Origin of the sequence: Campylobacter concisus, from assembly GCF_002913045.1 — a bacterium.
Lineage (GTDB): Bacteria > Campylobacterota > Campylobacteria > Campylobacterales > Campylobacteraceae > Campylobacter_A > Campylobacter_A concisus_AP.
In genome coordinates this window covers 1-25438 of record NZ_PPAF01000026.1, presented here as the reverse complement: position 1 = coordinate 25438, position 25438 = coordinate 1, and the positions used below count along the sequence as shown (strand labels likewise).

Below are 25438 nucleotides of genomic sequence, written 5' to 3'. Positions count from 1 at the left end.
TACCTTATGAGCCAGCACGCTCTGGTGCACCAAAATAAAAGCCCTGGAACTCATCTACGCCGATCTCTTTACAGATTTCAAATATCTCTTTTGAATGTACATATTCAGCAATAGTTTTTATACCAAGGTCTTTTGCAAATGCTACAATCGCACTCGCGATAGAGTGTGAATCTTTATTTATGTCTATATCTTTTATAATAGAGCCATCGATCTTCACGTAGTCAGGCTTGATCTTTATGATGTAAGAAAAATTTGAATATCCTGAGCCAAAATCATCGATAGCGATCTTTGCGCCCATGCTTTTTACACGCTCAATAAAATTTGAAACTCTCTCTAAATTTTTAAGCTCTTCATCTTCAACGATCTCAAACACCACTCTACCAGCAATATTGTGTTTATTTAATAAATTTAAAACAAGTGAGCTAACATCACCATCGATCATATCTCTACTGCTTAAATTTATAGAAAGTACTAAATTCTTATCCTCTACAAGCTGCTTAAAACACTTTTTAATGAGTTGTTTCTCAAGATCAGCATAACGCTTAATGCGCTTTGAGATATCCAAAAAGACATTTGGTGATATAACATCGCCTCTATCTAAAAGTCTTATCAAGCATTCGTATTTTACAGGTACCTTTTGATCATTAACTATCGGCTGAAAATAAGGAACAATATTGTTATTTATAGTGGCGTATTGTATCAGTTTAGAGCGTTCTATTTGAGTTGCGTATTCCTCTTTTTGATTTAGCCCTTTAAAATAACAAACATAGTCTTTATCTTGCTCTTTTGCTGTTTTTAATGCTATTGTTGCTTTTCTTAGTGTTTGGTCACTATCAAGAGCAAAGCCTATTGTACTATGTATCTCGATACCTTCTATCTCTCTACCATCTTCATCGACTATACTTAGCATACGGCCTTTAAAAATTTCTATCAAATCTTCAACCATATCTTCATATCTATCGATAAAGCTATCGCTATCTTCTACCAGAGCAAACCTATCTGCTTCTATACAGTAAGCCTTCATATTCTCATCTTTGGCAAATTCACTGATCAAATCAGCCATCTTGACCAAAATCTGATCACATGCAAATTTACCGTAAAAGTCATTCATCTTGCCAAAATCGTCAATATCTATAAGCACTACTTTAGGATTTTCATAGCTATTAATATCACGCACCAATGCTGTTTTATTTAAAAGTCCAGTCATTGGATCGATATAAAGCTTTTCTCCAAGCTCTTCTATCTGCTTTTTAGCATCTGTTTTTAATTCATTATAGTTATTTTTTTCTTTTATATATTTAACCGCGTACCATATACAAGTAGACAAAGCAACTATTGCGCCAACAAGGCTTAAGATGAATGTTAAAGCCATATTGTTTAAAAGCCACTCAAAAAAGTACTCATCATGCGTACCAGTAATACGTTGATCGACCTTTCCTTTAAAGCCCAATATATACTCTCCAACCGGCACAAACATACAAACTTGAGCAGCATTTTCTGGCAAAATTTTTGCCCAAAAATAATCTTTTTGGAAATTATGAACAAAAATATTTCCACAGCTTTTGTCGTTAAATTCTTGATTTATTATTCTTTTATCTGAAGACGCTACGACCTTGTATCCATTTTTATTATCATCCTTTAATAAAAGAACATCGCCCATAGCACTATCGTTAATGTAAGATTGGAAATTTGCGACATCATATTTGCTGACATTTTTGAAATAATCAACATATTGATATGTCAAATAATCAACTTTCTTTCGAAGATTAAAGCCATTTTCAGCAGAAGCATTATTAAATTTAAAATAAAAAACTGCCAGGTTTTCGACTAAAAAAATACTTCCCAAAACAAACACTAAACCTATAATCGTTTTAGTGATGTTTAGATTTTTACCCGTTTGCTCGTCCTTGTTACTCAAAAGTTACTTCCCTTGTTTTGTGTAATTGCACTGATTATATCAACCTTAAAATAAATTTTAACTTTTGGAAAAAAGTTAAAGTCTGACTATTTTAGCACCGTATCCGCCTTGATTTGCCGGTGCGTCAAAAAATTCTTTAACGCTTGGATGCTCTTTTAAGAAATTTTTAACTGCAAAGGCGAGCTTGCCAGTGCCAATGCCGTGAAATACGCTAACCTCATCAAATCCCATAACAAGACTATCCGAGATAAATTTATCCAGTTTTGCTATCGCCTCATCAGCTCTCATGCCGTGCAGATCAATCGAGAGCGAGGCCATTTTTGGCTTATCGACACTTAAACTCACGCCACCTTTTTTAGGTAAGATTACCTCGTTGCCATTTTTTCTTAAAAGCTCGAGCGGCACGCGTAAATTTATGCCATTTGACTCGATCATCGCATCGTTTTTAGAGATGCTTAAAACCGTGCCTTTGATATTTTCATACTTCACTCTATCGCCTACTTTTAGGCTCTCGCGTTCAGTTTTCTTAGGCTTAACGATGGCAGCTTTTTTCTCATTTGCCACGTTTAGCGCTCTTTGCTTGTCTTTAATGTCCTTGAAATTTATAACAGCTTTTGCCGCATTTATCGCTTCATAATACTCTTTTTCTAATCGCGAAATAGTCGCATTTAGCTTGATCTCATTTCTCTCTTTTAGCTCTTTTTGCTCCTCAAGCAAGCGCTCCAGCCGCTCCTCTTTTGCCGTGACCTCTTTTATCCCCTCATCAAGCTTGGTTTGTAAATTTAGCGTCTTTGTGATGATCTCGTTTAAATTCTCCTTATCTTCGCCGTAAATTTTCTTTGCCTGCGCCACTAAATTTTGAGATATGCCGTATCTTGTCGCCGTTTCAAAGGCGTAAGACTTGCCGATCGTGCCTTTTAAAAACTCAAATTTAGGCCTTTGGGCCGCCTCGTCGTAAAGTGCCGCTACTAGCTCAACCTCGGGGTTTTTAGCTAGCAACATCGCAAGGCGCTTGTGGTGGGTCGTGATGATCATTTTGATATCTTGAGTGATGAGGCGCTCTATCATGACGCCATACAAGCTCGCAGCCTCTTCAAAATCGGTGCCAAGCTCGATCTCGTCGATGCCGATAATGATTGACTTTTTAGTAAAAAGCCTTGCAAAGTGCACCATCCTGCCAGCAAAGGTCGAGATGTCGTTTTTCACACTTTGCGGATCTTCTATGATCGCGTCAAATTCTTTAAAAGAGCCGATCGTTGAGCGGTTTGCGTCGATACGCATAGGCAGCAGATACTTTGCAAGCAGCGTGGCTGAGATGATAGATTTTAAAAGCATCGATTTACCGCCAGCATTTACACCGGTTATTAAAAGCACCTTTTTACTAAAATCCACACTCACGCTTTTTGGGTTTTTAAGCGCTGGGTGGGCAAATTTCTCAAGCTTGATAACGTGTGAGCTGTTTGGCAAAACAAACTCATAGTCACGTGATCTAGCCAAATTTACACGAGCCTGGTATGCGTCAAACTGATCAAAAGCGTTATTTATAAATTTCAAAAAGAGCAGGCTCTTGCTCATCTGCAGGCTAAATTTCTTGCAGTGCTCAAAAATGATCTCCTCTTTTCTATCAAGCAGCTCGCTTTGCTCCTTTTTTAGGCGCTCGGTGCTTGCAGGTGCGACGTAGAAGTATCCGCCTGAGCTTCTAGCGATCACGGTGCCTTTTAGGGCGTGATTAAAGCCGCCACGCACCAAAAGTGCCTCTTGCGCGTTGATGTAGTGCGTCTGGGTATCGACTAGATAGGGCGTGATGTGCTTTGAGTAGATGAGCTTTTTAAGTTCAGCATCAATCTGGCGTTTTTTCTCGCTAAAAGCCTGCTTTATCGCGTGAAATCTCTCATCCACGCTGTCGCTAAACTCGCCGTTTTCATCAAAGCTGTTTGCCATATGGCTCATCGCTTCAGGGATTTCAACCTTAGCGATCCACTCGCCAAGCCTGCCTTCAAATTTTTGCTTTTTTAGATATGAAAAATATTTAATGATCTTTGCAAACTCGTAAATTTCACTGATGTGAAGCACTGCTTGCTTGCTAAGTCTCATAAGCGCGTCATCAAGCTCTTTTATCTCATCAGGCGCCTTAAAATCATACTTTGAAAGCTCGCTAATGTTTTCAAAGTGGATTTTGCTGTCACCTTGTAAAAATAGCGGTTTTTGCCTTGCCAAAAAGGAGTTAAATTTCTCTAAATACTCGCCCAAATCAAGCTTTAAAAATATCTCTTCAGTCATTGCTCACAACTTTTTATCGGCACTATCACGCCTGAGAGGTCGCTAAATTCTCTTTTAGCTAAAAATGACGCTGTGCCAAATTCGTAGTTAAATTTCTCAGCGCTCACGTTATATTCGCCACATTTTAGCACTTTACCCTGCTTAAAATCGCTAACTAGCTTTGAGATGGCATCCTCGTTCTTTGATAAATTCTCTTCGTAAAAATAGACGCAAATAAGGATCGCTACAAGCACCGTGCTAACGAGCGCTTTTATGCCTTTGCTGATCTTTTCATCTTTTATCGCCCAGATCGCTCCAAAAAGTACGATCAAGCCAGCGATTAGGATCAAATTTCTTACCATTTTACGCCCTTATATTTTGCGATGAGTTCTTTGTAAAGCTCAGAATGAGGCTCGATCTTTTCTAAAATTTCAGCCTTAACCTCACTGATATCTTGTTTTTCAACTAGCAAGCAAACAGCCATATACGTGGCATTTGGCAGCATCTCTTTTATCTGAGTGCTACTTAGCTTTTGCGACCTTGCAAGCGCGATCAAGATATCTTTTTTACCTAAATTTATAAGGCTTGAAATTTCTTCTTCACTAAGCTCTTTTTCTTTTATCTCTTTTAAAATTTCATTTTCATCTTGAAGCTTGAAAGTGCTTAGATCCATTAATATCCGCCCCTTAGCTGTACGCTGATATCGCCCGCTCCAAAGCCAACTACGATGCCATCACTCAGGCGGTTTTTTACGCCAAATTCATCTGTAAATTCTATGCCCTCTTCAACCCTTTCGACCTTATCGGTAAAGATCGGGTTATACTCGCTAAACTCGCTCTTCATATCAACTTCGATCGGATTTTCCCCAGCTGCATAAACTGGCAATATGACAAGCTCATCAACGCCTTTAAAGCACTCTTTAAAGCCAGGTAAATTTGTGCTAAGTCTTGTGTAGCGGTGTGGCTGAAATATCGCTGTGACGCTGTTTATACCTAAAATTTTGGCGTATTCAAAGACTGATTTTAGCGTCGCTTTTATCTCGGTTGGATGATGCGCGTAGTCGTCGATTAGGACGAAATTTTTGTTTGCGCTAAGGATGTCAAAACGCTTTTTGATCCCTTTAAAATTTAGTAAATTTTCTCTAATGTCTTTAAGCGGCGTCTCGTGCATCGCAGCAAGGATAGCCAAAGATGCGTCTATAGCGATGTGCTCGCCCATGCCAAAGGCTTCAAATTTGCCTAAATTTTTAAGGTTGAAGCTAGTGTATGGCTGATAGTCTCTTACCACCATCGTTAGCTCTGTGATATCACTGCTTGGATAAAGCCTGATCGCATCAAGCTTAAGCGTGCTCAAAAACTCGTCCTCAGCGTTTATCACTCTAACCTTTGCACGCTCCAAAAAGCCCTTGTAAGCTGCGTAAAATTTAGCTAGATCGTAGTCGTAGTGCTCCATGTGCTCTGGCTCTGCATTGGTGACGATGGCTAAATATGGGTTTGAGTTTAGAAAGCTAGAATCGCTCTCATCAGCCTCAAATACGACGTTATCGCTTTTGGCGTAGCGCATATTTGAACCAAACTGTTTTGAGATGGCGCCGATGATGACTGAGCCCTCGATAAGGCTTGCTAGCATCGCTGAAGTCGTGCTCTTGCCGTGTGCGCCAGCTACTGCAAAGACGCACTTATCCTCAAGCACATAAGGCAAAATTTCTTTTCTTGAAAAGCACTTTATGCCCTTTCGTCTGGCCTCCACTAGCTCGATATTATCCTCTTTTATCGCAGCTGAATAGACCACAAAGTCTTGGTCTTTTATCGCCTCTTTGCAGTGTGGCGTGATGACCTCGATACCTTCATCTTTTAGCTCAAGCGTAGTTTTGCTCTCCTTGATATCACTACCGCTTATCTTGTGGCCTTTTTCGTGTAAAAATCTAGCGATGGCTGAGATACCGATGCCGCCGATACCTATGAAATGGACTTTTTTGATCTCGTTGTTTAACTCTTGCAAATTTTATCCTTAAGTTTTTCGTGATTTTAACAAAAACTACTAAATTTAAGGCTGAAAATGGCTTTTATTTGCTTAAGACAAAGCTTTCATCTATTAGGTCAAAAACTGTTTTTTGTGAGATTTTGGAGTTTAAATTTACACTTATCCAGTGCTTTTTGTTCATGTGATATGCTTTAAAAATTTGTTCCTCGTCAACTAGTACCATCGCTAGATCTGGGCTACATTTTAGATTTAAAACTTCTATCATTTCATCACTTTCAAGCCCAAGTTTGCTGGCGCTTAACCGCATAAGTAGTGCAAACCACTTCTCATTTTTCTTATGGCGAAAGGCGCTAAAATTTGGATATTTTGGGAAAATTTGCTCGTCTAAAACGTCAAATTTCTCTTTTATATATCTCTCAACGTCATTTCGTTTCAAATTTCACTCCAAAATTCTTTTAAAAGTGCTCATTCTCGTGATCGTGATAACTTTTGCTAAATTTGCTCTTTCTACCTAGGCGCAGCACTTCATCTTTTAAATTTCGCCTCTATATGCATAAAGCCCCAAGTGCTTCTAGCCTCGCTAAGCTCCTTTTTGCTAAGCTCATCTATCATCATCTCTTCATTTTTACCAAGTCTATTTTTGACCTCGCCAAACGGATTAATAAGCATCGAATCGCCGTAAAAGCTCCACTGCGTATCATCACTTTTATGGCTCCCTACGCGGTTTACGCGGAGCACGTAGACGTTGTTTGTAAAGGCCCTAACCTTTAAAAGCTCCTCCCAGCGCGCCTGAGAGAAAAATGTGCAAGCCGTTGGCACGAGTACGATATCAACCTTTTTAGCGCTCATATAGGCCCAGCAAATGTCAAAGTGCGCCTCATAGCCAAACATAACGCCTACTTTAAATTTATCATATGTAAAGATAGGTAAATTTAGCTCATCACTTGCGTTATTAAAGAATTTAGCCTCATTCCAGTGAGCGTAAGGCATGAGGATTTGCTGATCATATAGCTTGACTTGTGTTGGGGTAAATTTAGCTAGACTCTTAAAAATTTCCTTGCCTTTTAGATTTACAATGGGTGCAACAATATTTAGATCGTACTTTTTTGCCATTGCAAAAAGAGCCTCTTTTTTGCGCTCGCTTTGCTCTTTTATAAGGCTTTTTGGCATGCTAATAAGCTCTTTAAAAAAGCTATTTAGCACATACTCACCAAGCACAACAAGTCTTGCGTTTTCGTCCGCACAAATTTTTAGATAATAATCAAGCCTTGCCTCGCTTAGCGGCTGAGTTGGTAGCTGAAGGGCGCAAATTCTACTCATCGTCCACCTGCTTTATGCTAAGTTTTGCATTTTCTAAAATTTCTCTTGCTTCATTTAAGAGCTTTTTGCCCTGCTCATGCAGCTTTATGCTATTTTCTAAGCTCACATCATCTTTATTTAGATCATTTAAAATTTTATCTGCTAGGGCTAATTTTTCTTCAAAGCTTTGCTCTTTTTGCTCCATTTTCTATCCTTTTAATATATTTTTTATATATCCATCAAATTTTTCTATCTCGACCAAAAATGCGTCATGGCCGTAGTTACTATCTATCTCTACGAAATTTGTATTCTCTCCTCGCCCCATCTCACAAAGTGTGTCATAAATCTCTCTCATACAGCATGGCGGAAAGAGTAGATCGCCTTTGAAAGCGATTAGATGCAAGTTTGCTTTTATCGGCGCAAGGGCGTCTTTTAGGTTGTCATAGTGTCTTGTACAGTCAAAGATATTCATCATCTTTACGATATATAGGTAGCTTAGCGGATCAAACCTCTTTGGGAAGTTGTAGCCGTTGTACTCCATGTAGCGATCCACCTGAAAGCGCCCAGAAAGCTCGTAAAGACCGTCAGTTTCTACGTAGTTTCGTCCAAATTTCTCATCCATGCTATCAGGACTTAAAAAGCTGATATGCCCTGCCATCCTGCCGTAAGCCATACCTTTTAGACCATTTTTTCTTATAAATTCCGCATCGTATTCGCCATTTTTGAAATTTTCATCGTTTAAAATGGCTTCGATGGCGATTTTGTTAAAAGCTATCGCCCATGGCTTGGTCTGATAGGTACTTGCAAGCATGACGATATCCTGCGCAAATTCTGGAAACTCGATAGCGTAGCAAAGTGCCTGCATACCGCCAAGACTGCCGCCTATCACGGCTCTTGCCCTTGTGATGCCAAGCTCGCTAAATAGCCTCATCTGCGCCTTTACCACGTCACTTATGGCAAGGACTGGGAAATTTAGCCTATACTCTTTGCCGCTACTTCGATCAACGCTTAGTGGCGAGGTCGAGCCAAAGCACGAGCCTAAGATATTTACGCAAATAACGTAAAATTTATCCGTATCGACCGCCTTTTTGCTGCCTATTAGCCCGTCCCACCAGCCAGCTTTCTCATCGCCTGCGTATGTGCCAGCAGCGTGGTGTGAGCCAGTTAGGGCGTGACAGATCACGATAACGTTGCTTTTATCAGCGTTTAGCGTGCCGTAAGTCTCATAAATAAGCTTGAAATTTGATAGCATACGGCCACTCTCAAGATAGAGTGGCTCGTTAAATTTAATAGTTCTAGTTTGCAGGTCTAACACTAATTAACTTTGTAGTTTGGTGCCTCGTGAGTGATAACTACGTCGTGGACGTGGCTCTCTTTTAATCCAGCGCTTGTTATCTCGACAAATTCAGCTCTTTCTTGAAGAGTTGGGATATCTTTTGCACCGACATAGCCCATAGCGCTTCTTAGGCCACCTATTAGCTGATGGATCACATCTTTTATGCTGCCAGCAAATGGCACACGGCCTTCGATACCTTCAGGCACAAGCTTGTCTTGAGCGGTGCCCTCTTGGAAGTAGCGGTCCGAGCTGCCCTTTGTCATAGCACCGATCGATCCCATGCCGCGATATACTTTATACTGGCGACCTTGGAATGTTATAAGCTCGCCTGGGCTCTCTTCGCAACCTGCAAGTAAGCTACCAGCCATAACGCAAGCTGCCCCTGCTGCAAGGGCTTTTGCCACGTCGCCTGAGTATTTTAAACCACCGTCTGCGATAACTGGGATGCCATATTTCGCTGCTTCGCTTGCGCAGTCATCAATGGCAGAAATTTGTGGCACGCCAACGCCCGCAACGATCCTTGTGGTACATATTGATCCAGGTCCGATACCCACTTTTATGCCATCAGCTCCTGCTTCTGCTAGGTCTTTTACAGCTGCTGGGTTTGCGATATTGCCAGCTACGACATCGACTTTAAAATTTGCCTTTACCTCTTTTAAAGTATCAATGATACCCTTTGAGTGACCGTGAGCTGAGTCAATGACGATGACGTCTACGCCAGCATCAACTAGCGCTTTAGCGCGCTCTATCTGACCCACACCAATAGCCGCTGCTACGCGAAGTCTGCCGTAGCTATCTTTGTTTGCGTTTGGATACTCTTTGCGTTTTTTTAGATCTTTTATGGTGATAAGTCCGTCAAGTCTGCCATCTTTATCGACGATAGGCAGCTTCTCAACTCTATTTTGAGAGAAAATTTTTTCCGCATCATCAAGCGTGCAACCTTTTGGTGCAGTTATGAGCGGTGCTTTTGTCATGCGGTCTTTTACCAAAACGCTCATATTTGTCTCAAATCTCAAATCGCGGTTTGTTAAAATTCCTATTAGTTTGCGGTCCTTATCTATAACTGGAACGCCTGAAATATGAAGATCAGCCATAAGACCTAGAGCTTCGGCCACAGTCGCTTCTGGATTTATAAAGATAGGATCGATGATGACACCACTTTCACTTTTTTTGACGCGTTTGACCTCTTTTGTTTGGCTTTCTACGTCCATATTTTTGTGGATGACACCGATACCACCGAGCCTTGCCATCATGATAGCAGTTCTATGCTCAGTCACCGTATCCATCGCAGCAGAGACGATCGGGATATTTAGCGTGACATTTTTGCTGATCCTGGTTTTTACATCAACTTGCTTTGGCAAAATTTCAGAGTATTGCGGCACAAGAAGCACATCCTCAAATGTTAAAGCTCTCTTTACTATCTTCATATTTTTATCCTTTTATTAAATTTTCTAGGCTCTTGGCACCATTTATCAAGGTCTGTTCATCCCATGCTTTAGCGATTAGCTGAGCGCTTATATTTAGATTTAGATCATCTTTGCCAACTGGCACAGAGATAGCTGGAAGGCCTGCTAAATTTACGCTGATAGTGTAAATATCGCTTAGATAAGCTTGAAGTGGATCACTGTGAGCTCCAAATTTATAAGCCGTACTTGGAGCTACTGGCATAAATATCAGGTCATTTTCTTCTAAAATTCTCTCGTATTGAGCTTTTATATGCGCTCTTGCTTTTTGTGCTTTGATGTAGTAAGCATCGTAATATCCGCTACTTAATACAAACGTACCAAGCAAGATTCTTCTTTTTACCTCTTCACCAAAGCCTTCTGAGCGTGAGTTTATATATAGCTCTTTTAAATTTTTAGCATCTGCGCGTCTACCGTATCTTACGCCATCGTAGCGGCTTAAATTTGCGCTTGCTTCTGCAGTTGCTATGATGTAGTAGGTTGCGACGTCGTATTTCGAATCTTCAAAATTTGTGTAAGTTACGCTATGGCCGTGTGATTTTAGTTTTTCTACAGCTAAATTTAAAGCTGCTTTTGTCTGCTCGCTTGCGTTTTCGACATAGTTTTTGATGACGCAAATTTTTAGCTTTTTATTGCCATCTATCTTGTCGCTAATGCTCACAAATGGCACATCTGCGCTCGTGCTATCTTTTGGGTCATGTCCAGCGATAGCATCATATAAAATGGCTGCGTCTTCTACGTTTTGAGCGATAGGGCCAATTTGATCAAGGCTGCTTGAGTAGGCGCCAAGACCATATCTGCTCACTCTGCCGTAAGTTGGCTTAAAACCTACGCATCCACAAAATGCCGCTGGTTGGCGGATCGAGCCACCAGTATCGCTACCAAGTGCTGCGACTGCAAGGCCAGCTGCGACTGCTGCTGCCGAGCCACCACTACTGCCGCCTGGGACGTGAGCGTGATTTAGTGGGTTTAGAGTCTTGCCGTAAAATGAGCTTTCAGTCGTACTTCCCATCGCAAATTCGTCCATATTTGTGCGACCAAATGGAGCTAAATTTTTGCTAAGTAGCTTCTCAACGACAGTTGCATTATAAGGTGCGACGTAGCCTTGCAAAATTTTTGAAGCGCTTGTTACATTCCAGCCTTTTACTTGGATGTTGTCTTTTATAGCGATAGGTACGCCCTCGCCTAGTTTTGCGATCTCTAAATTTACTAGCTGCTCGACATAAGCGCCAAGCTCTTTTTCTTTTATGATTTTTTCCTCAAGCTCGGCTCTTAAATTTTTTATCTCTTCAGCTGAAAATTTTAAAGCTTCTTTTAAAGTTACCACTATTTTTATCCTTTAAATTTATTAACCAAAAATATGCCAAACAAGCTAATAACGACCACCATAGCGATCGTTGCGACTATGATAGTTGCGCTTACTGGCTCACTTAGCACTTATGACCTCTTCGCATCTTGGACATAGCGCATCTTCTTTGCTAGCGTTAAATTTCCAGCATCTTGGGCATTTATGAAGGTTGCTTGCTATGATCTTAAATTTATCACCCTCAAGCTCAAACTCAGCTAGTGGCTCGCTATCATCGTAAGCTCTAACCGAGCTTACCATGTAAAGATCGGCCACTTCGCGCTCGTCGTAGCTTGTGATGTTGTGGCTAGTTGTCTCTAGGCTTAGCTCTAGGGTTGATTTTATTTTTTTGTCCTTTTTAAGAACGTCCACGATCTCGTTAAATTTCTCTCTGCTAGCAAAAAGCAGCTCATCTTCAAAGCTAAGGTCAAAAATGATTGGTTCATAGACTAGATCAAACGCGTCTTTTGCGTCGCCTTTGATGATCTTTGGAGCGTAGTCCATCACCTCATCAACGGTGTAAGTAAGCGTTGGAGCGATGAGTGGCAAAAGTGCCTTTGTGATGATAGCCATCGCGCTTTGAGCTGATCTTCTTCTTGGAGCGTCTTTTGCGTCGCAGTAGAGCCTATCTTTGCAAACGTCAAGATATACACCGCTAAGATCGGCTGATAGGAAATTTAAAAGGATGTTAAAGCCCTTTGAAAAGTCGTAATTTCTAAAGCAAGCGCTCGCCTCGTCAAAGACCTTTTTAGTACGCGCTAAGATCCACTTATCAAGGATGTTAAACTCTGTATTTAGGCTCTCAAGATCATTTACGTTTGCTAGTAAAAAGCGGATCGTATTGCGGATTTTGCGGTATTGCTCGCTGATTTGCTTTAATATATCTTCGCTTATTTTTAAATCGCTTGAGTAATCACTCATGCCAACCCAAAGGCGTAAAATTTCTACGCCGTGAGTCTTAGCCACGTCTTGTGGAGCGATGACGTTGCCCTTACTCTTGCTCATCTTCTCGCCCTTAGCATCGACTGTAAAGCCGTGAGTTAGGATGCTCTCGTAAGGTGCGTGAGAATTTATAGCTGTGCTTACTAGAAGCGAGCTTTGAAACCAGCCGCGGTGCTGATCTGAGCCCTCAAGATACATGCTTGCAGGGTATTTGCCAGCGTCGTAGTTGTCGCTTTGCAAGACCGCATGCCACGTCGAGCCGCTATCAAACCAAACATCAAGGATATCCATCACTTTTTCTAAATTTTCGGCCTTGTATTTTGAGCCCGTTGGTAAAAGCTCGTCTATGCTTAGCGCCCACCACGCATCAGCGCCTTTTTCTTTAAAGATAGCCACGATGTGATCTAAAATTTCACTATCAAATATAACTTCTTTTGTCGCTTTATCTCTGAAAAACGCGATCGGCACGCCCCAGTCACGCTGACGAGAGATGCACCAGTCTGGGCGATTTTCTATCATTGAGCCTATTCTTTTTATGCCCACACTTGGATAAAATTTAACCTTTTCAAGCTCCTCACGTGCTGTTTGTCTAAGCGTTTTTCCACCTAGTTTTGCCTCGTCCATAGCGATGAACCACTGCTTTGTGGCTCTATAAATAACAGGCTTATGCGTTCTCCAGCAGAATGGATAAGAGTGTCTAAATTTAGAGACGCTAAGTAAATTTTTGCCAAGTAGCTCTAAAATTTTCTCATTTGCTTTAAAGATGTGCATACCGACAAACTCGTCTACCACGTCGCTTCTAAATAGTCCGTGATGCTTTAGGCTCTCATCGTAGCAGCCACTATCATCAACTGGCATCAAAATTTCACTAAAGCCATATTTCAAACAGACGTAATAGTCGTCCTCGCCGTGTCCTGGAGCTGTATGAACAAGTCCAGTACCCCCGTCCATCATGACGTGATCGCCTAGTAAAAATCGTGACTTTCTGCCGTTTAGCGGATTTATTGCGTGAGTATTTTCAAGCAGGCTTGATTTAAACTCTTTTTTGATCTCACCTTTGCTTAGACCACTCTGCACAACGCTTTCAAGTAGTGGCTTTGCAAAGATCAAATTTTCAGCCGTTAACACATAAATTTCATCTGGTTTTAGGCTTATGGCTTGATTTGCTGGAAGTGTCCAAGGTGTGGTCGTCCAGATGACAGCACTTGCCTCTTTTACGCCAAGCTTTTCTAGCGCGTCGCTATCAAGCTCAAATGCTACGTAAATAGAGTAGTCCTCTTTCTCCTCGTACTCGACCTCAGCTTCAGCTAGCGCCGATCTAGCCGCCCAGCTCCAATAAACTGGCTTGCTTCTTTCTATCAAAAGGCCCTTTTTAGCGATCTCGCAAAGTGCTTTGTAGATGTCAGCCTCAAACTCAAATTTCATCGTCATGTATGGATTTTCAAAGTCACCGATGATGCCAAGAGTTTTAAACTCATCGCGCTGGATATCTATAAATTCTCTTGCGTGCTGTCTGCAAAGCTCTCTGATCTCGACCTTGCTAAGCTCTTTTTTCTTATCGCCAAGCTTGACTTCTACTTGTTGCTCGATAGGTAAGCCATGACAGTCCCAGCCTGGCACATAGCGGACATTTTCGCCATAAAAATAGTGCGTTTTTGTGATGATGTCTTTTAAAATTTTATTTAACGCGTGACCGATGTGAAGGTGGCCGTTTGCATATGGAGGACCGTCGTGGATGTTGAAGTTTTTAACCGCTTTTTGGCGGTTTTTCTTCATTTTTTCGTAAACCTTGCGCTCTTCGTACCATGATTTTAGTCTTTGTGGTTCATTTTGTGGGAGATTTCCGCGCATCGGGAAATTTGTCTCTGGGAGTAAAAGTGTCTCTTTGTAGTCCATTTTTTACCTTGATTTTAAAATTTGCTAATTTTACACCTATGCTGGTTAAATCACACTGAAAAATAGTATAATGAGGCAAAAAAGGAGCTTAAAAATGAGACAAAGTATCTTGATAATAGGCGAAGATCTTGAGATAAATAGAGAATTTCTAAACTACATTTTTCAAAGCTACGAGGATCATTTTGGCGAGCTTGGAGTGGTCAGTTTTGCTCCAAAAAATAGCAAAGAGCTACCTTTTATCATCGAAAATTTATCAAAAGATTACGACTTTGTAAGCATTTTTGGCTCGGATGAAAATTTTGCTATTGCCGCAAAGATCGTAGCAACGCTAACTGGGGGCTCGCTCGAGCTAAAAGATAGCACGACACTTGCGCTTAAAGATAGCTTAGACTACTCTAAAAATAGCTTTCTAGCCAGCCTAAATAACGCCCAGATAAATCTCATAAAAGCTAATCCAAATGAAGAGCTAGGCGAGTTTCTCACCGACTATGAGCCTGATTTTAGCTACTTTCATCTAATAGACATCGACGCAGATAGCGCGAAGATCCTTATGCTGCCACTTGCTAAAACTTACGAGGTCGATATCACTCTTGCACAGATCCTGCCAAATTTGATACTAGTAAGGGCAAAAAGCAATAAATTTGGTCAGATCGAGAGTTTTTTACAAGGGGTAAAAACGCTATTTTCGCAAAAATTTATCCCGCAAAAAGATGTGATCAAATTTGTAGCAAAAAAGCTCATGCAAAAGGGGCTTAAAATTTCATTTGCTGAGTCTTGCACGGCTGGGCTTGCGGCGGCTAAATTTGCAAGATATGGCGGCATCTCAGCTAGCTTTGATGGCTCGTTAGTAACCTACGCAAATCACATAAAGCACGAGTGGCTGGGCGTTGAGGATGAAATTTTAGATACTTACGGAGCTGTGAGCGAGCCTTGCGTAAAAGCGATGGTAAAAGGCACGCTAAGCACGACAAATGCGGACTTTGCACTTGCGATTAGCGGTATAGCAGGACCAGGTGGTGGCACAGCTAGCAAACCAGTTGGCACGGTATATGTCGCAGCTGGCGATAGAAACGGCAACATCGAGGTTGAGAGACTGCTTTTAAAAGGGGAGCGCAACTACGTAAGAGAGCAAAGCGTGCTAAGTGCCTATCTATGTTTGCTTCGGTTAAAAAGCGAGATATTTTTCGCATAAATTTGACTTTACTAAAAATTTATAAAAGTCTTACGCTAAATTTAATGAGCCAAAATAAAATTAGGCAGCGATTTTCTAACAGAAGATCAAAAATAAAAAGCCAAATTTGGGAGGCTAAAGATGTTTAAAAAGATATTGTTTCTAGCTGTTTCTTCGTTATTTGCATTTGGTGCTGAGACACAAGCGGGCGAGATAAAAGCAAGCGACTCGCCCTTTGGTTACGCTAGCGTTGGAGCAGAGCAAAATTTTGGCGGATACGCCGGCAAAGAGAGCAAAGAAGTCGTCGTAAAAGATAGGCAAGAGCTCGTAAAATACGCTCAAATGGGTGGTTACGTAATCTATGTGGATGGCCTCATAGACCTTAGCGAAGGTAATATCCCGCAAAATAGCAAGAGCGAGGGGTTGGATAAATTTGTAAGCGAGATTAGCGGTGGCGAGTTTAGCTCTTATGCCAAATTTATGCAGGCTTACGGCACCTCATGCCGTGCAAATTTAGACGGTTCGCAAGATCCAAAGTTAGCAGCGCTTCGCAAAAATTTAGCCAACGAGTGGAAAAAGCTCATCGTAGTGCAGGTAGCTAGCAACACCACAATAATCGGCTTAGGCGAAAACTCAGGCATAAAAGGCGGCTCGCTTTTGTTAAAAAATGTCCAAAATATCGCGATCCGCAATATGAAGATCGAAGATGCTTTTGATCCATTTCCAGATATACAAAAAAATGACGGCTTTAATGCGCAATATGACGGCGTCAGCATAGAGTCAAGCAAAAACATCTGGGTAGATCACTGCCATTTTAAGGACACGGTCGAGCCTATCCATGTGCATTTAGCAGGCGGAGAGCTTACCAAATGGCAGACTTACGACGGAACTGTGCGAGAGATAGTGCAGCTATCACGATCTCGCACAACATCTTTGAAAACCATGACAAAACGATGTTAATTGGCTCAATAGACTCTGACGGCAGCAGCGAAACAAGGACTATAACGGTCGCTCATAACGTTTTTGACAACTGCGCGCAACGCTTACCTATGGCGCGCAATGCAAAGGTGCACGTCTATAACAACTTTTATGACTCAAAAGATGGCTTCTATGACCAAAAATACGCCATTGGCGTACGCTTTGGCTCGCTAATATACGCTCAAAACAACTACTTTACAAATGGCGTCAAAATAAGCTACAAGTGTAACAAAGGCACCATTTTTGAAAGCGGCAACATAGACCTTTCAAAAAAGGCAGCGTTTGCGAAAAGCTAACCAAGCCGCCATTTGAGCCTCCATATAAATTTGAACTTATCCAAGCCTCAAACGTCCAAAACGAGGTAAATAAAAATGCAGGCACAGGCAAACTAGCCGTTATAAAATAAAACCAAAGCCCCGAGCTAGCCAAAACGCTTGGGGCATGAAAACAAAGCTAAATTTTTATATTTTTACAAGATAAAACGCTAGCACATAGCCCATATATCAGCACGCAAAGGCTAACACTTAGTCCAAAGACGCTAAGAGCCGCGGTCTGGCTAAAAGAGAGAGTAAAAAACGAAATAAAACTCGTAACAAATGCGCACAATATCCCATAAATTCGCTCCTTTTCGCTAAGGCTATCATTTAGTGCAAATATCATATAATCAATCCCCACAGCACTTGCAAGTATGAGCCCAAAGACGCCAAAGATGCTTAAATTTACGCCAAAAATGGCAAAGATAAAGAGAGTAAGAAGCACGCCAAAGATGATGACGCCCATCACAAGTGCCGAAACAAGCGCACTAAAGTAAAACCACAGCAGTAAAAACGCGACCACAAGCGCTGCTATTTTTAGCTTTAGTGCAAGCTCTTTTGCCTGAGTTAGGCTCTCATTTAGCGAGTCAGCAAAATTTAGGCTAAAAGCGTTGTAGTGCTCTAATACCTCATCACTTGCCGCCCCTTTTACAAAGCCGCTCACGTAAGCCACGCTCGTATTTTTATCAAGCATAAATTTCTTAAAATCCTTCATTGATTTTAGAGCTAAAATTTCTTTTTTAAATCTTTGACTCCGATCTTTTCTTTTGAAATGGCCAAAACAGCAATATTTTCTTTATGCGAAAGACAGATTTTACCTCGCATCTTTGCTTTAAATTTTAAGTAGCGAGATATTTTAAATGAGTTTTGTTTTATTAAATTTGGATATTTTTTTAGCCTTCTGCGATCTTTTTTATCTAGCATTTTTGGGCTAAATTTCTCACCGCAAAAGCTGATAAAAAGATAAATTTCACCCCTTTTTATAGGCATTTAATCTCTTTTTATAATTTTCATCAAACTCTAAGGCTTTTTCAAACTCAGCAGTAAATGCTCTAAGGCAATCATTTTTTTGCTGGTTTTCATCGCCAAATGATCTAATACGTGACGTAAAAGTAATCTCATCTTTTCTAAAATCAGCCTCTTTTAGATCAAAGTTTAAATTACTAATGTTGCTATTTAAGATATGTAAGGCACATTTTCTTGGCCCAAAGATAAAATTTTGCCCGTTTAAGAGCTTTAGGCTTCTTACTAAAACACCACCATAAAGCGATGGCTCGCTTTTAAAAGATATGTCAAAACCAAAGTTGTGAAAGTAAATCTCTCCTACCTCGCACTGCCTTTTGTAGGTATTTGCGTCAAAACAAGTATAAATTTCAAGCTCGCTAAATTTATACTCTTTGCCAGAAACAATTAAAACTTTACTTTGCATAAGCTCGCATAAAAAGCTCTGAAATTTCTCGTCAAAAAACTCTTTAAAACCAGCAGTCCCAACTATCTCTTGTTTTATATTTTTATCTAAAATTTTAAAGTTATTTTGTTTGAGCAGATCAAATTTTTCTTTATCAAAATGACTTTGCTCTAAAAATTTAATAAGCACCGCCACCAGATCAAATTTAGCAAAATGGCTTTTAAGCAGCTCGACAGCTAGCATCTTTGCTCCTAAATTTTTATATATTTTAAAGGGTTTGAGCTTTACAAGCTAATCTTCGATGAAATTTTACCAGCTGCCACTTGCCCCGCCTCCGCCAAAACCGCCTCCGCCGCCACTAAAGCCACCGCCTCTTGAACTGCTTGAATGGCCGCTGCCACTGCTATTTGAGTCTGATCTATCACGCCTAAAGCCACTGTGTGTATTTTTGCCTTGAGTATTTTTTTTAAAGGCATTTTTTAAAATAATAAAAAATATTATAAACACAATGGCAAAGACAATGAAGTAATTTTTCACGCCAAAAAATTGCTCAAATACCGTAGATATCAGCCCTGCAAAACACGCACTAAAGCCAACTCGTATAAAAAATTTACCTAAAAAGCCAGAGATAAAACACGAGATCATGCCAGCAAAAAAGGCAACTATTCCAAATGGTATCTCTTCTTCATCACTCTCGCTTTCAAATTCTTCACCACTAGCTACTTTTATGATAGCTTTTGTGCCCTCTATCACGCCACCACCCATATCGCCTTGCTTAAATTTAGGCACTATCACATCATTTATGATCTGGCTTGATATAGCGTCAGTTAGCATACCTTCGAGTCCATAACCAACCTCTATACGTACTTTCCTCTCGTTTGGAGCGATTATTAAAAGCACTCCATTACTGCTTTGTTTTTGTCCCAGCTTGTAGCCTCTAGCTATCTCAAGAGAGATCTCTTCTATGCTTTTATTTTCTAGTGATTTAAGCGTCACGATAGCAATTTGCGTCGTGCTATTTTGCTCGTAATTTTGCACCAAGCTTAAAAGCTCAGCTTTCTCATTTTTAGAGAAAATTTGAGCCTCGTCATTTATCTGCTCATTAAAATTTATGGCAAAACAAAAGCAAAATATAAAAAATAAAAGAGCAAAAATTTTCTTCATCATTTCTCAAATGAAACTTTTGGGTTTATCTTCTCTTCGTTACTTATTTCAAGATTTTGTTTTGGCTTTAGCTCTGGATAAAAAGTACTTGCTATAAATTTATTTGGAAAGCTTCTAAGGGCTACGTTATACTCTTTTACAGCTTCGATATAATCATGCATTGCTACGCTTATGCGGTTTTGCGTACCTTCAAGCTGACTCTGAAGAGATAAGAAATTTTGATTTGCTTTTAGCTCTGGATAGTTCTCACTAACTGCCATAAGCCTGCCAAGTGCCAAGCCAAATGAGCTTTGTGCTGTCATAAATTCTTTCATCTTAGCTTCATCGCTAAGACCACTTGCATCAACGCTTACTTGCATGCTCTTGCTTCTAGCATTTGCCACATCTTCAAAAATTTTTTGCTCATGAGCTGCGTAGCCTTTTACAGTTTCAACTAAATTTGGCACAAGCTCAGCCCTTCTTTTATATTGATTTAACACCTGCGACCACTTTGCATTTACATTTTCATCAAGTGCAACAAATGAATTTATATACTTAAAAGCACCAAAAGCAAGTGCAGCGATAACTATAATAACGGCTATTAAATTTTTCATATTTTCTCCTTTAAGGAGCAAATATTAGTAAAACAAGACTTAAAAAATAATGTGAGTTGAGTTTGAAATGAGTGCGAATTTACGCACTCATTTTGGGGATTAAAGATCGGTGTGGATTTTGTCGTCTATTTGGATATGGATAGTTTTTCCATTTATTTGATCTATGCTTGAGTAGCCTTTAAATCCATTAGTATCATTTGAATGTTCTGGATTCCATTTGCCGCCTAGATCAACTTTTGTGATTTTATTACCATTAGCATCAACATCACCACCTTTTATCTTAAGTACCGTATCATGATTATCAGTGATATCAAGGATATTTTGTGCATTCAATTCTTTGATTTCTGTTTTGCCTTTAAGCTCAATATTTTCAAAGCTTTCTACTTTTGAATCAAGATTACGAATATTGTTAAAGTTAACTTTGTCGCCATCAAAGACCAAAGTATCGTTGCCTTCGCCACCTTTCATATCTTTGCTTGCGTCAAATTTAACCGTATAGTTTTCAACGCCTATATGAAGTGGTTTATAAGGCTCATAAGATTTAGACTCTAAGCCATCTGAAGTTTTAAGTGAGGCTTTAACATTTAGATCATAGGCTGATCTTGCATTGATATCAAGCTCTTGATCAAATGTGCCTTTTGCTATATCTGCAGCTGATAGAGTATGTGTTGCAGTCTTGGTTGGTGTATGATTGTCTGGATTAGTGTATTTAAACTCTACCGTATCCCCTTCTCTAGCATCTTCATTAAGATAAACTTTGACCGTAGTAGATTTTTCGCCACTTTCTGAGGTTTTTATATCTTTATTAAACATGATGCCTCTTATAGCATCGATCTCAGCATGTGCCGTATCGCTTACTGTTTTGCTCTCACCAAATGTATCAGTTAGAGTAACTTCAGCTTTTGTTTCTTTACCAACTGCGATAGTAGCATCAAGTTCAAGAGGATGATTTGTGTTTACTTGTTTAGGATAAGTAAATGTATGAGCAGGATCTGTCACGTCCTTTAATGTTATATTGCCATTGACATCTTTGCTATCAACTTCATAATGTTTAATTACTTTAGAGCTGTCAGGATTTGTTATCTTAACATCTATCTTATCGCCTGCTATAACGCTTCCTGGGATAGAAACATGAACCTTTGAAATTTTACTACCTGACTCATCTCTTGAGATAATGCCATTATCATTTTTATCAGCAACTATGCTTACACTTAATCCCGCTTCACTTAAAGGTGCAAGTTTAGCTTTTGCTTCGCTACTGGTTGTAGTCTCAGCACCATTTGTTATAGTAGCTACTGCACTAGTTTCACGACCCGGAAGCATAGCAACGCCAGGAATTTTTATAGTGTTATTTTCTAGTTCATGTGGAGTATGAGTAGTATCACTATCATCTGTTAATGAAATTTTACCATTAGCAGTTTTTGACACTGTATAAGTTATGGTTCTAGACCCTGTTGTGCCATTAGCTTGGGGTTCTTTTATTGTTACTGCTACCTTATCGCCATTTGTGACATTATGCGGCACCTGAACACTTATAATTGTCTTTTTTATATCATTGTCCAAAATAGCTTCATCTCTATCTATTACATTGTCTCTACTTGCATTATCTTCAACAAATTCAATCTTTAAATTTTTAGTATCTACTGATTCTAATGTAGCTTTAGCTATTTTTGTTGCTCCATTTATAGTAGATTCAACCACTGCTGGATGATCTTTATCTATATGAACATCAGAAATTTTTAGTTTATTTCCTGGCTCAAGTGCAACAATGCTGCCACCCGCATCTTTTATAGTAACGTTTGTACCATCATTTGAAACAACAGTATATTCTTGTTCTGCTCCACCATTTACCTTGACTTTTATAATATCACCGCTATTTACAGTGGTTGGGATTTGAAGTGTTGCCGAAGTGGTATTTAATTTTCCATCCTTCATAGCTTCATCTCTACTTAGAACTCCGTTTCTATCTTTATCCTCATCAATAAATAGCCTAAAGCCTGTTCCAGAGCCGCTACCTTGAGCATCAAGCGTAATATCGCTATTTGTCTCAACCTTATCAGCACCAGTATTATCAGTAACCTTGGCATTAATGATAGTTTTATGATCTTCTGTTAAGCCAAGTGTATATTTGACCACCTTATTGCCATCAGCATCATCGGTAATATCAAGCTCTTCACTGCCATTTTTGGCTATCAATTTGCCGTTATTATCTTTTACTATCTCATATGTCTTAGTTGTTTTATTATTTGGTGTGTCTTCGTTATGTGACTCTACTATTAATTTATCACCTAAAACAAAATTTGAAGGAAGCTTGATAGTTGCTATAGTAGTCGCTCCAGTTGCCTCTGTGCTGCCCAAAATGCCATCATTATCGGTATCTTTTTCAAAAGTTATCTCCATATCTTCATGAAGCTTTTCAAGAGTATTATGATTTTGAGCTTCGGCCTTCTTGCCGCCACTTGCATCGGTGGTCTCTGCGGTTACATTGATGGTCTTGCCAGCAATGATCTCTACGCCAGGAATTTCTATCTCATTTTTATCACTTGCGGTTATAGAGATATGAGTAGAAGTATCTTCTAGCATGATTTTACCGCTTGGGTCTCTACCTGTAACCTTATAAGTTTTAGGTGAAGTGCCATTATCTATTTTTATAGTTACCATATCACCAACTATAACGTTATTTGGCACTTTTACTACTACTGTCGTTTTATGTAGGTCGCCATCTGCATCTTTACTCTCTGCCCTCGTTAAAGATACGTTACGGTCAGCGTCCTCTTTGAAATATACTGCCATATCGTTTATATTTGAGATAGTAACTGTGCTTGTATCTTCTGCATGCTGAATACCATCTTTATCTTTTATCTCAGCTGTTACTTTAGTTTCTAGACCAGTCGCTGTTTTAATGCCAGAAATTTTAAAGCTTCTACCATCTGTTTCTGTATCTATTTTATTGCCGCCACTATCTTTTACATAAAACTTACCATTATTATCTTTTCCAATAATGTATTTTATTTCTCTAGCAGTAGCTTCATTTGGCTCTTTTATAGTTACAGTTAGCTTGTCTCCACTTACTGCATTTTTAGGAAGCTTTATAGTGACTGTTGTGCTATTAAGATCATGATCACTCATAGCTTGCTCTCTGCTCATACTCCTAGTGCCATTAGCCTCTCCAAAGATAACTTCAGGTTTTTTTACATATTCTAAACTAGCCGATACTTCTGACTCATTTATGGATGTATGTCTATTTGGATTTAAATTTGTAACTTTGGCCTTAATAGTCGTATCTTCTCCATGCTTTAGTTGGATACCAGAAACATTGATGATATATTGATTATCACCTGCTTTTATAGGTGTTAAAACATTAGAAGTTCCGTTTTCTGTTACACTAGTCACAGCACCTTTGCTATCCATATGTATAGTAAATTCTCTTGTATAAGTTTTAGAAGGATTATTTACAGGATCATCAGGATCAGGTCCAGTAATAGTTAGCGTAAGCTTATCGCCATTATCAATTTTATTTGGCAGAGTAATCCTTGCTGTGGTTTTATTTACTTCATTGTCATCAGTACTTTCTTGTCTTGAAATTTCATGAAGAGTCTTTTCTTCTGGTAATGTCATTTCTAAATTTCTGCCAATAGGCATTACACTATCTTGATCTGACTCTTCACTTTTTCGAACATTGTTTTTATCTACCACATGAACACTAGCTGATGTTCTTACATCTGGAAATATCGGAAGAGATGTATTTACTTTTTGATTATCAATCATCTCTTGTGTAAGAGAAATTTCTTTTGTTGTATCTTGCTTAGTTAGTGGATCAGTATAAGTTATAACGATTTTATCGCCAATAACTACATCTTTTGGTAAAGTTATTTCTACTGTCGTGCTTCTAAAGTTATTGTCTTGACTATTTTCTGGATCATATAAATAGCCATTGTTGTCTTGATCTTCTGTAAATGTCAAAGTCGGTTTTACATCAAGAGTAGTAGAGTCGCTTGCAGTTGCACTTCTCATCGTGTTTGTACTATCTGCTACGTAAGCTTCTACTTTTGAAGGCTTACCGTGCTCAACTGGCATATTACCTATCTTATATCCATTATCTATTATGTTTTGATCAATAGATACATTTTTAACCTCAGTTGTGCCATCAGGCTTTGTTAAAGTCACGTGAAGCACATCTCCAACAATCACATCTTTTACAGTTATAAGGACTGGAGTTTCATTTAATTTGCCATCTTTAGCATTTTCAGTATATGTTAATAGATTATTATCAGGGCCGTTATCCTCTGTAAATTTAACCTCTGGAGCACTAAAGCCACTTGAAGTTACGCTATCTTCACTTCTGCCACTAACATTTCCTTGGAAATTTGTAATAGTTGCATCAACTTTTGAAATTTTACCAGTCTGTATTGGTGCATCAAACTGATAACCATTGCTTATGATAGTTGGAGTGATAGGAATTGTTTTATTTTCAGTATTACCATCTGGCTTAGTTATAGTGATATTTAGTATATCTCCAGCCCTTACTGTGCCATCATTTGGAATTGTAATAAGAACTTTTGATGTATTTAAATTTGTATCACGTGCATGCTCAACCCTGCTTAAAGTACCATCGTTATTAAGATCGCTTATAAAAGTTACAAGAGGATTGCTTGGGATTATAGTATCATCTCCACCATTGTATCCGCTTATTGGGCTATCGTATGATGCAAAAGCTCTGTTTGTATCACTTAAATTTCTATATGTTGCATTAATGTTTGAGTAGTGACCACCCTCAGCAAATTTAGCGTCACTTAGGCTAACGCCATCTCCACCACCAGCAGCAGTATTTCCACCAGCAGCAGTCTCTTCAAATTTTGTTAGATCTCCACCATTTAAAATAGTATTTTGCAAATCACTAACATCTGCCAAACCTTCCGCGCCTATAGTACTTTGATTTAAAGCAAGTGTATCATTGCCTACAATTGTAATCTCTTTTCCATTATTTGAAACGATTGTTATTTTATCAGCGGCATCACTTGTCTTGATGCTCTCTCCCATATAAAGGATGTCACCTACTTTTAGCTCTCTCTCATTTCCATTTTGATCGATAGCGACCGCCTTGCCACTAATAAATTTTACTACTCCAGCTTCTTTAGCCAAGATTGCTCCTTATTATTATTTTTTGTATTATTTAAATTTTTACGTGATTATATACTATCTTTATAAGATATAACTTTATATGAGAAATTTTATCTTTTAAGAAAAAAATATATTAATTAAATATATAAATTCCAAATGTCAATAGTTTGTAAAAAGCGAATTCTGAGCTTTTATCAAAAAAATAGTTTTTTGATTGTCGATATAATTAATCATGCAAAATATAATAC

The 25438-nt window shown here is 39.2% G+C and carries 21 protein-coding genes; 3 read left to right on the top strand and 18 right to left on the bottom strand.

Annotation, left to right across the window (positions count from 1 at the left end; genetic code table 11):
• Positions 1–4 precede the first annotated feature (4 nt).
• From CYP43_RS02685 to ileS, 12 genes are all read right to left on the bottom strand, one after another.
• Positions 5–1918 carry an EAL domain-containing protein gene (locus CYP43_RS02685; RefSeq protein WP_103582402.1) on the bottom strand — a complete coding sequence of 638 codons (1914 nt, stop codon included), beginning with the start codon at positions 1916–1918 and terminating at the stop codon, positions 5–7.
• A gap of 75 nt (positions 1919–1993) precedes the next feature.
• Positions 1994–4198, bottom strand: coding sequence for an endonuclease MutS2 (locus CYP43_RS02680; RefSeq protein ID WP_103582401.1), 2205 nt, complete (start codon positions 4196–4198; stop codon positions 1994–1996).
• Entirely contained in the window at positions 4195–4539 is a 345-nt protein-coding gene (locus tag CYP43_RS02675) for a hypothetical protein (RefSeq protein ID WP_054196198.1), read from the bottom strand. Before CYP43_RS02675 ends, CYP43_RS02680 begins: the two co-directional genes overlap by 4 nt.
• Positions 4533–4850 carry a hypothetical protein gene (locus CYP43_RS02670; protein WP_054196197.1) on the bottom strand — a complete coding sequence of 106 codons (318 nt, stop codon included), beginning with the start codon at positions 4848–4850 and terminating at the stop codon, positions 4533–4535. The genes CYP43_RS02675 and CYP43_RS02670 overlap by 7 nt, the downstream gene beginning before the upstream one ends.
• Positions 4850–6157: a UDP-N-acetylmuramate--L-alanine ligase gene (murC, locus tag CYP43_RS02665; RefSeq protein WP_084041740.1), complete on the bottom strand. Its 1308-nt coding sequence runs from the start codon at positions 6155–6157 to the stop codon at positions 4850–4852. Before murC ends, CYP43_RS02670 begins: the two co-directional genes overlap by 1 nt.
• 85 nt (positions 6158–6242) lie before the next feature.
• Positions 6243–6596, bottom strand: coding sequence for an MmcQ/YjbR family DNA-binding protein (locus tag CYP43_RS02660; protein ID WP_103582400.1), 354 nt, complete (start codon positions 6594–6596; stop codon positions 6243–6245).
• 89 nt (positions 6597–6685) lie between these two features.
• Positions 6686–7480, bottom strand: a complete 795-nt coding sequence (locus CYP43_RS02655) for a carbon-nitrogen hydrolase family protein (protein WP_103582399.1) — start codon at positions 7478–7480, stop codon at positions 6686–6688.
• A complete protein-coding gene (xseB, locus tag CYP43_RS02650) occupies positions 7473–7664 on the bottom strand; it encodes an exodeoxyribonuclease VII small subunit (RefSeq protein WP_004317712.1) in 192 nt (63 codons plus the stop codon). The genes CYP43_RS02655 and xseB overlap by 8 nt, the downstream gene beginning before the upstream one ends.
• Before the next feature lie 3 nt (positions 7665–7667).
• Positions 7668–8774 carry a homoserine O-acetyltransferase MetX gene (gene metX, locus CYP43_RS02645; RefSeq protein WP_103582398.1) on the bottom strand — a complete coding sequence of 369 codons (1107 nt, stop codon included), beginning with the start codon at positions 8772–8774 and terminating at the stop codon, positions 7668–7670.
• Positions 8774–10222 (bottom strand): IMP dehydrogenase, encoded by a 1449-nt coding sequence (gene guaB / locus CYP43_RS02640; RefSeq protein ID WP_103582397.1) that lies wholly within the window; start codon positions 10220–10222, stop codon positions 8774–8776. The genes metX and guaB overlap by 1 nt, the downstream gene beginning before the upstream one ends.
• Positions 10223–10226: 4 nt before the next feature.
• Positions 10227–11585: an Asp-tRNA(Asn)/Glu-tRNA(Gln) amidotransferase subunit GatA gene (gene gatA, locus CYP43_RS02635; protein WP_103582396.1), complete on the bottom strand. Its 1359-nt coding sequence runs from the start codon at positions 11583–11585 to the stop codon at positions 10227–10229.
• Positions 11586–11684: 99 nt separating this feature from the next.
• Entirely contained in the window at positions 11685–14441 is a 2757-nt protein-coding gene (gene ileS, locus CYP43_RS02630; protein ID WP_103582395.1) for an isoleucine--tRNA ligase, read from the bottom strand.
• 94 nt (positions 14442–14535) lie between these two features.
• Here ileS and CYP43_RS02625 point away from each other — a divergent pair, with 94 nt between their 5' ends.
• The 3 genes from CYP43_RS02625 to CYP43_RS09640 all read left to right on the top strand — a co-directional run bounded on the left by CYP43_RS02625 (position 14536) and on the right by CYP43_RS09640 (position 16886).
• Complete coding sequence (locus CYP43_RS02625; RefSeq protein WP_103582394.1) at positions 14536–15633, top strand: CinA family protein; 1098 nt, start codon at positions 14536–14538, stop codon at positions 15631–15633.
• Between the two features lie 120 nt (positions 15634–15753).
• On the top strand, positions 15754–16572 hold the full coding sequence (locus CYP43_RS02620) for a hypothetical protein (protein WP_258032143.1): 819 nt from the start codon (positions 15754–15756) through the stop codon (positions 16570–16572).
• On the top strand, positions 16566–16886 hold the full coding sequence (locus tag CYP43_RS09640) for a hypothetical protein (protein ID WP_054196189.1): 321 nt from the start codon (positions 16566–16568) through the stop codon (positions 16884–16886). Before CYP43_RS02620 ends, CYP43_RS09640 begins: the two co-directional genes overlap by 7 nt.
• 157 nt (positions 16887–17043) lie before the next feature.
• Here CYP43_RS09640 and CYP43_RS02615 read toward each other — a convergent pair whose 3' ends face one another.
• The 6 genes from CYP43_RS02615 to CYP43_RS02590 form a co-directional block, all read right to left on the bottom strand.
• A complete protein-coding gene (locus CYP43_RS02615) occupies positions 17044–17619 on the bottom strand; it encodes a hypothetical protein (protein WP_180998632.1) in 576 nt (191 codons plus the stop codon).
• 11 nt (positions 17620–17630) lie between these two features.
• A complete protein-coding gene (locus CYP43_RS02610) occupies positions 17631–17894 on the bottom strand; it encodes a hypothetical protein (RefSeq protein WP_103582393.1) in 264 nt (87 codons plus the stop codon).
• Positions 17875–18555 carry an ABC transporter substrate-binding protein gene (locus CYP43_RS02605; RefSeq protein ID WP_103582392.1) on the bottom strand — a complete coding sequence of 227 codons (681 nt, stop codon included), beginning with the start codon at positions 18553–18555 and terminating at the stop codon, positions 17875–17877. Before CYP43_RS02605 ends, CYP43_RS02610 begins: the two co-directional genes overlap by 20 nt.
• A gap of 66 nt (positions 18556–18621) precedes the next feature.
• Complete coding sequence (locus CYP43_RS02600) at positions 18622–19476, bottom strand: TPM domain-containing protein (protein ID WP_180998631.1); 855 nt, start codon at positions 19474–19476, stop codon at positions 18622–18624.
• Entirely contained in the window at positions 19476–20069 is a 594-nt protein-coding gene (locus CYP43_RS02595) for a LemA family protein (RefSeq protein ID WP_084041690.1), read from the bottom strand. The genes CYP43_RS02600 and CYP43_RS02595 overlap by 1 nt, the downstream gene beginning before the upstream one ends.
• Positions 20070–20168: 99 nt before the next feature.
• Positions 20169–25211 carry a retention module-containing protein gene (locus tag CYP43_RS02590; protein WP_103582390.1) on the bottom strand — a complete coding sequence of 1681 codons (5043 nt, stop codon included), beginning with the start codon at positions 25209–25211 and terminating at the stop codon, positions 20169–20171.
• Between the last annotated feature and the right edge of the window lie 227 nt (positions 25212–25438).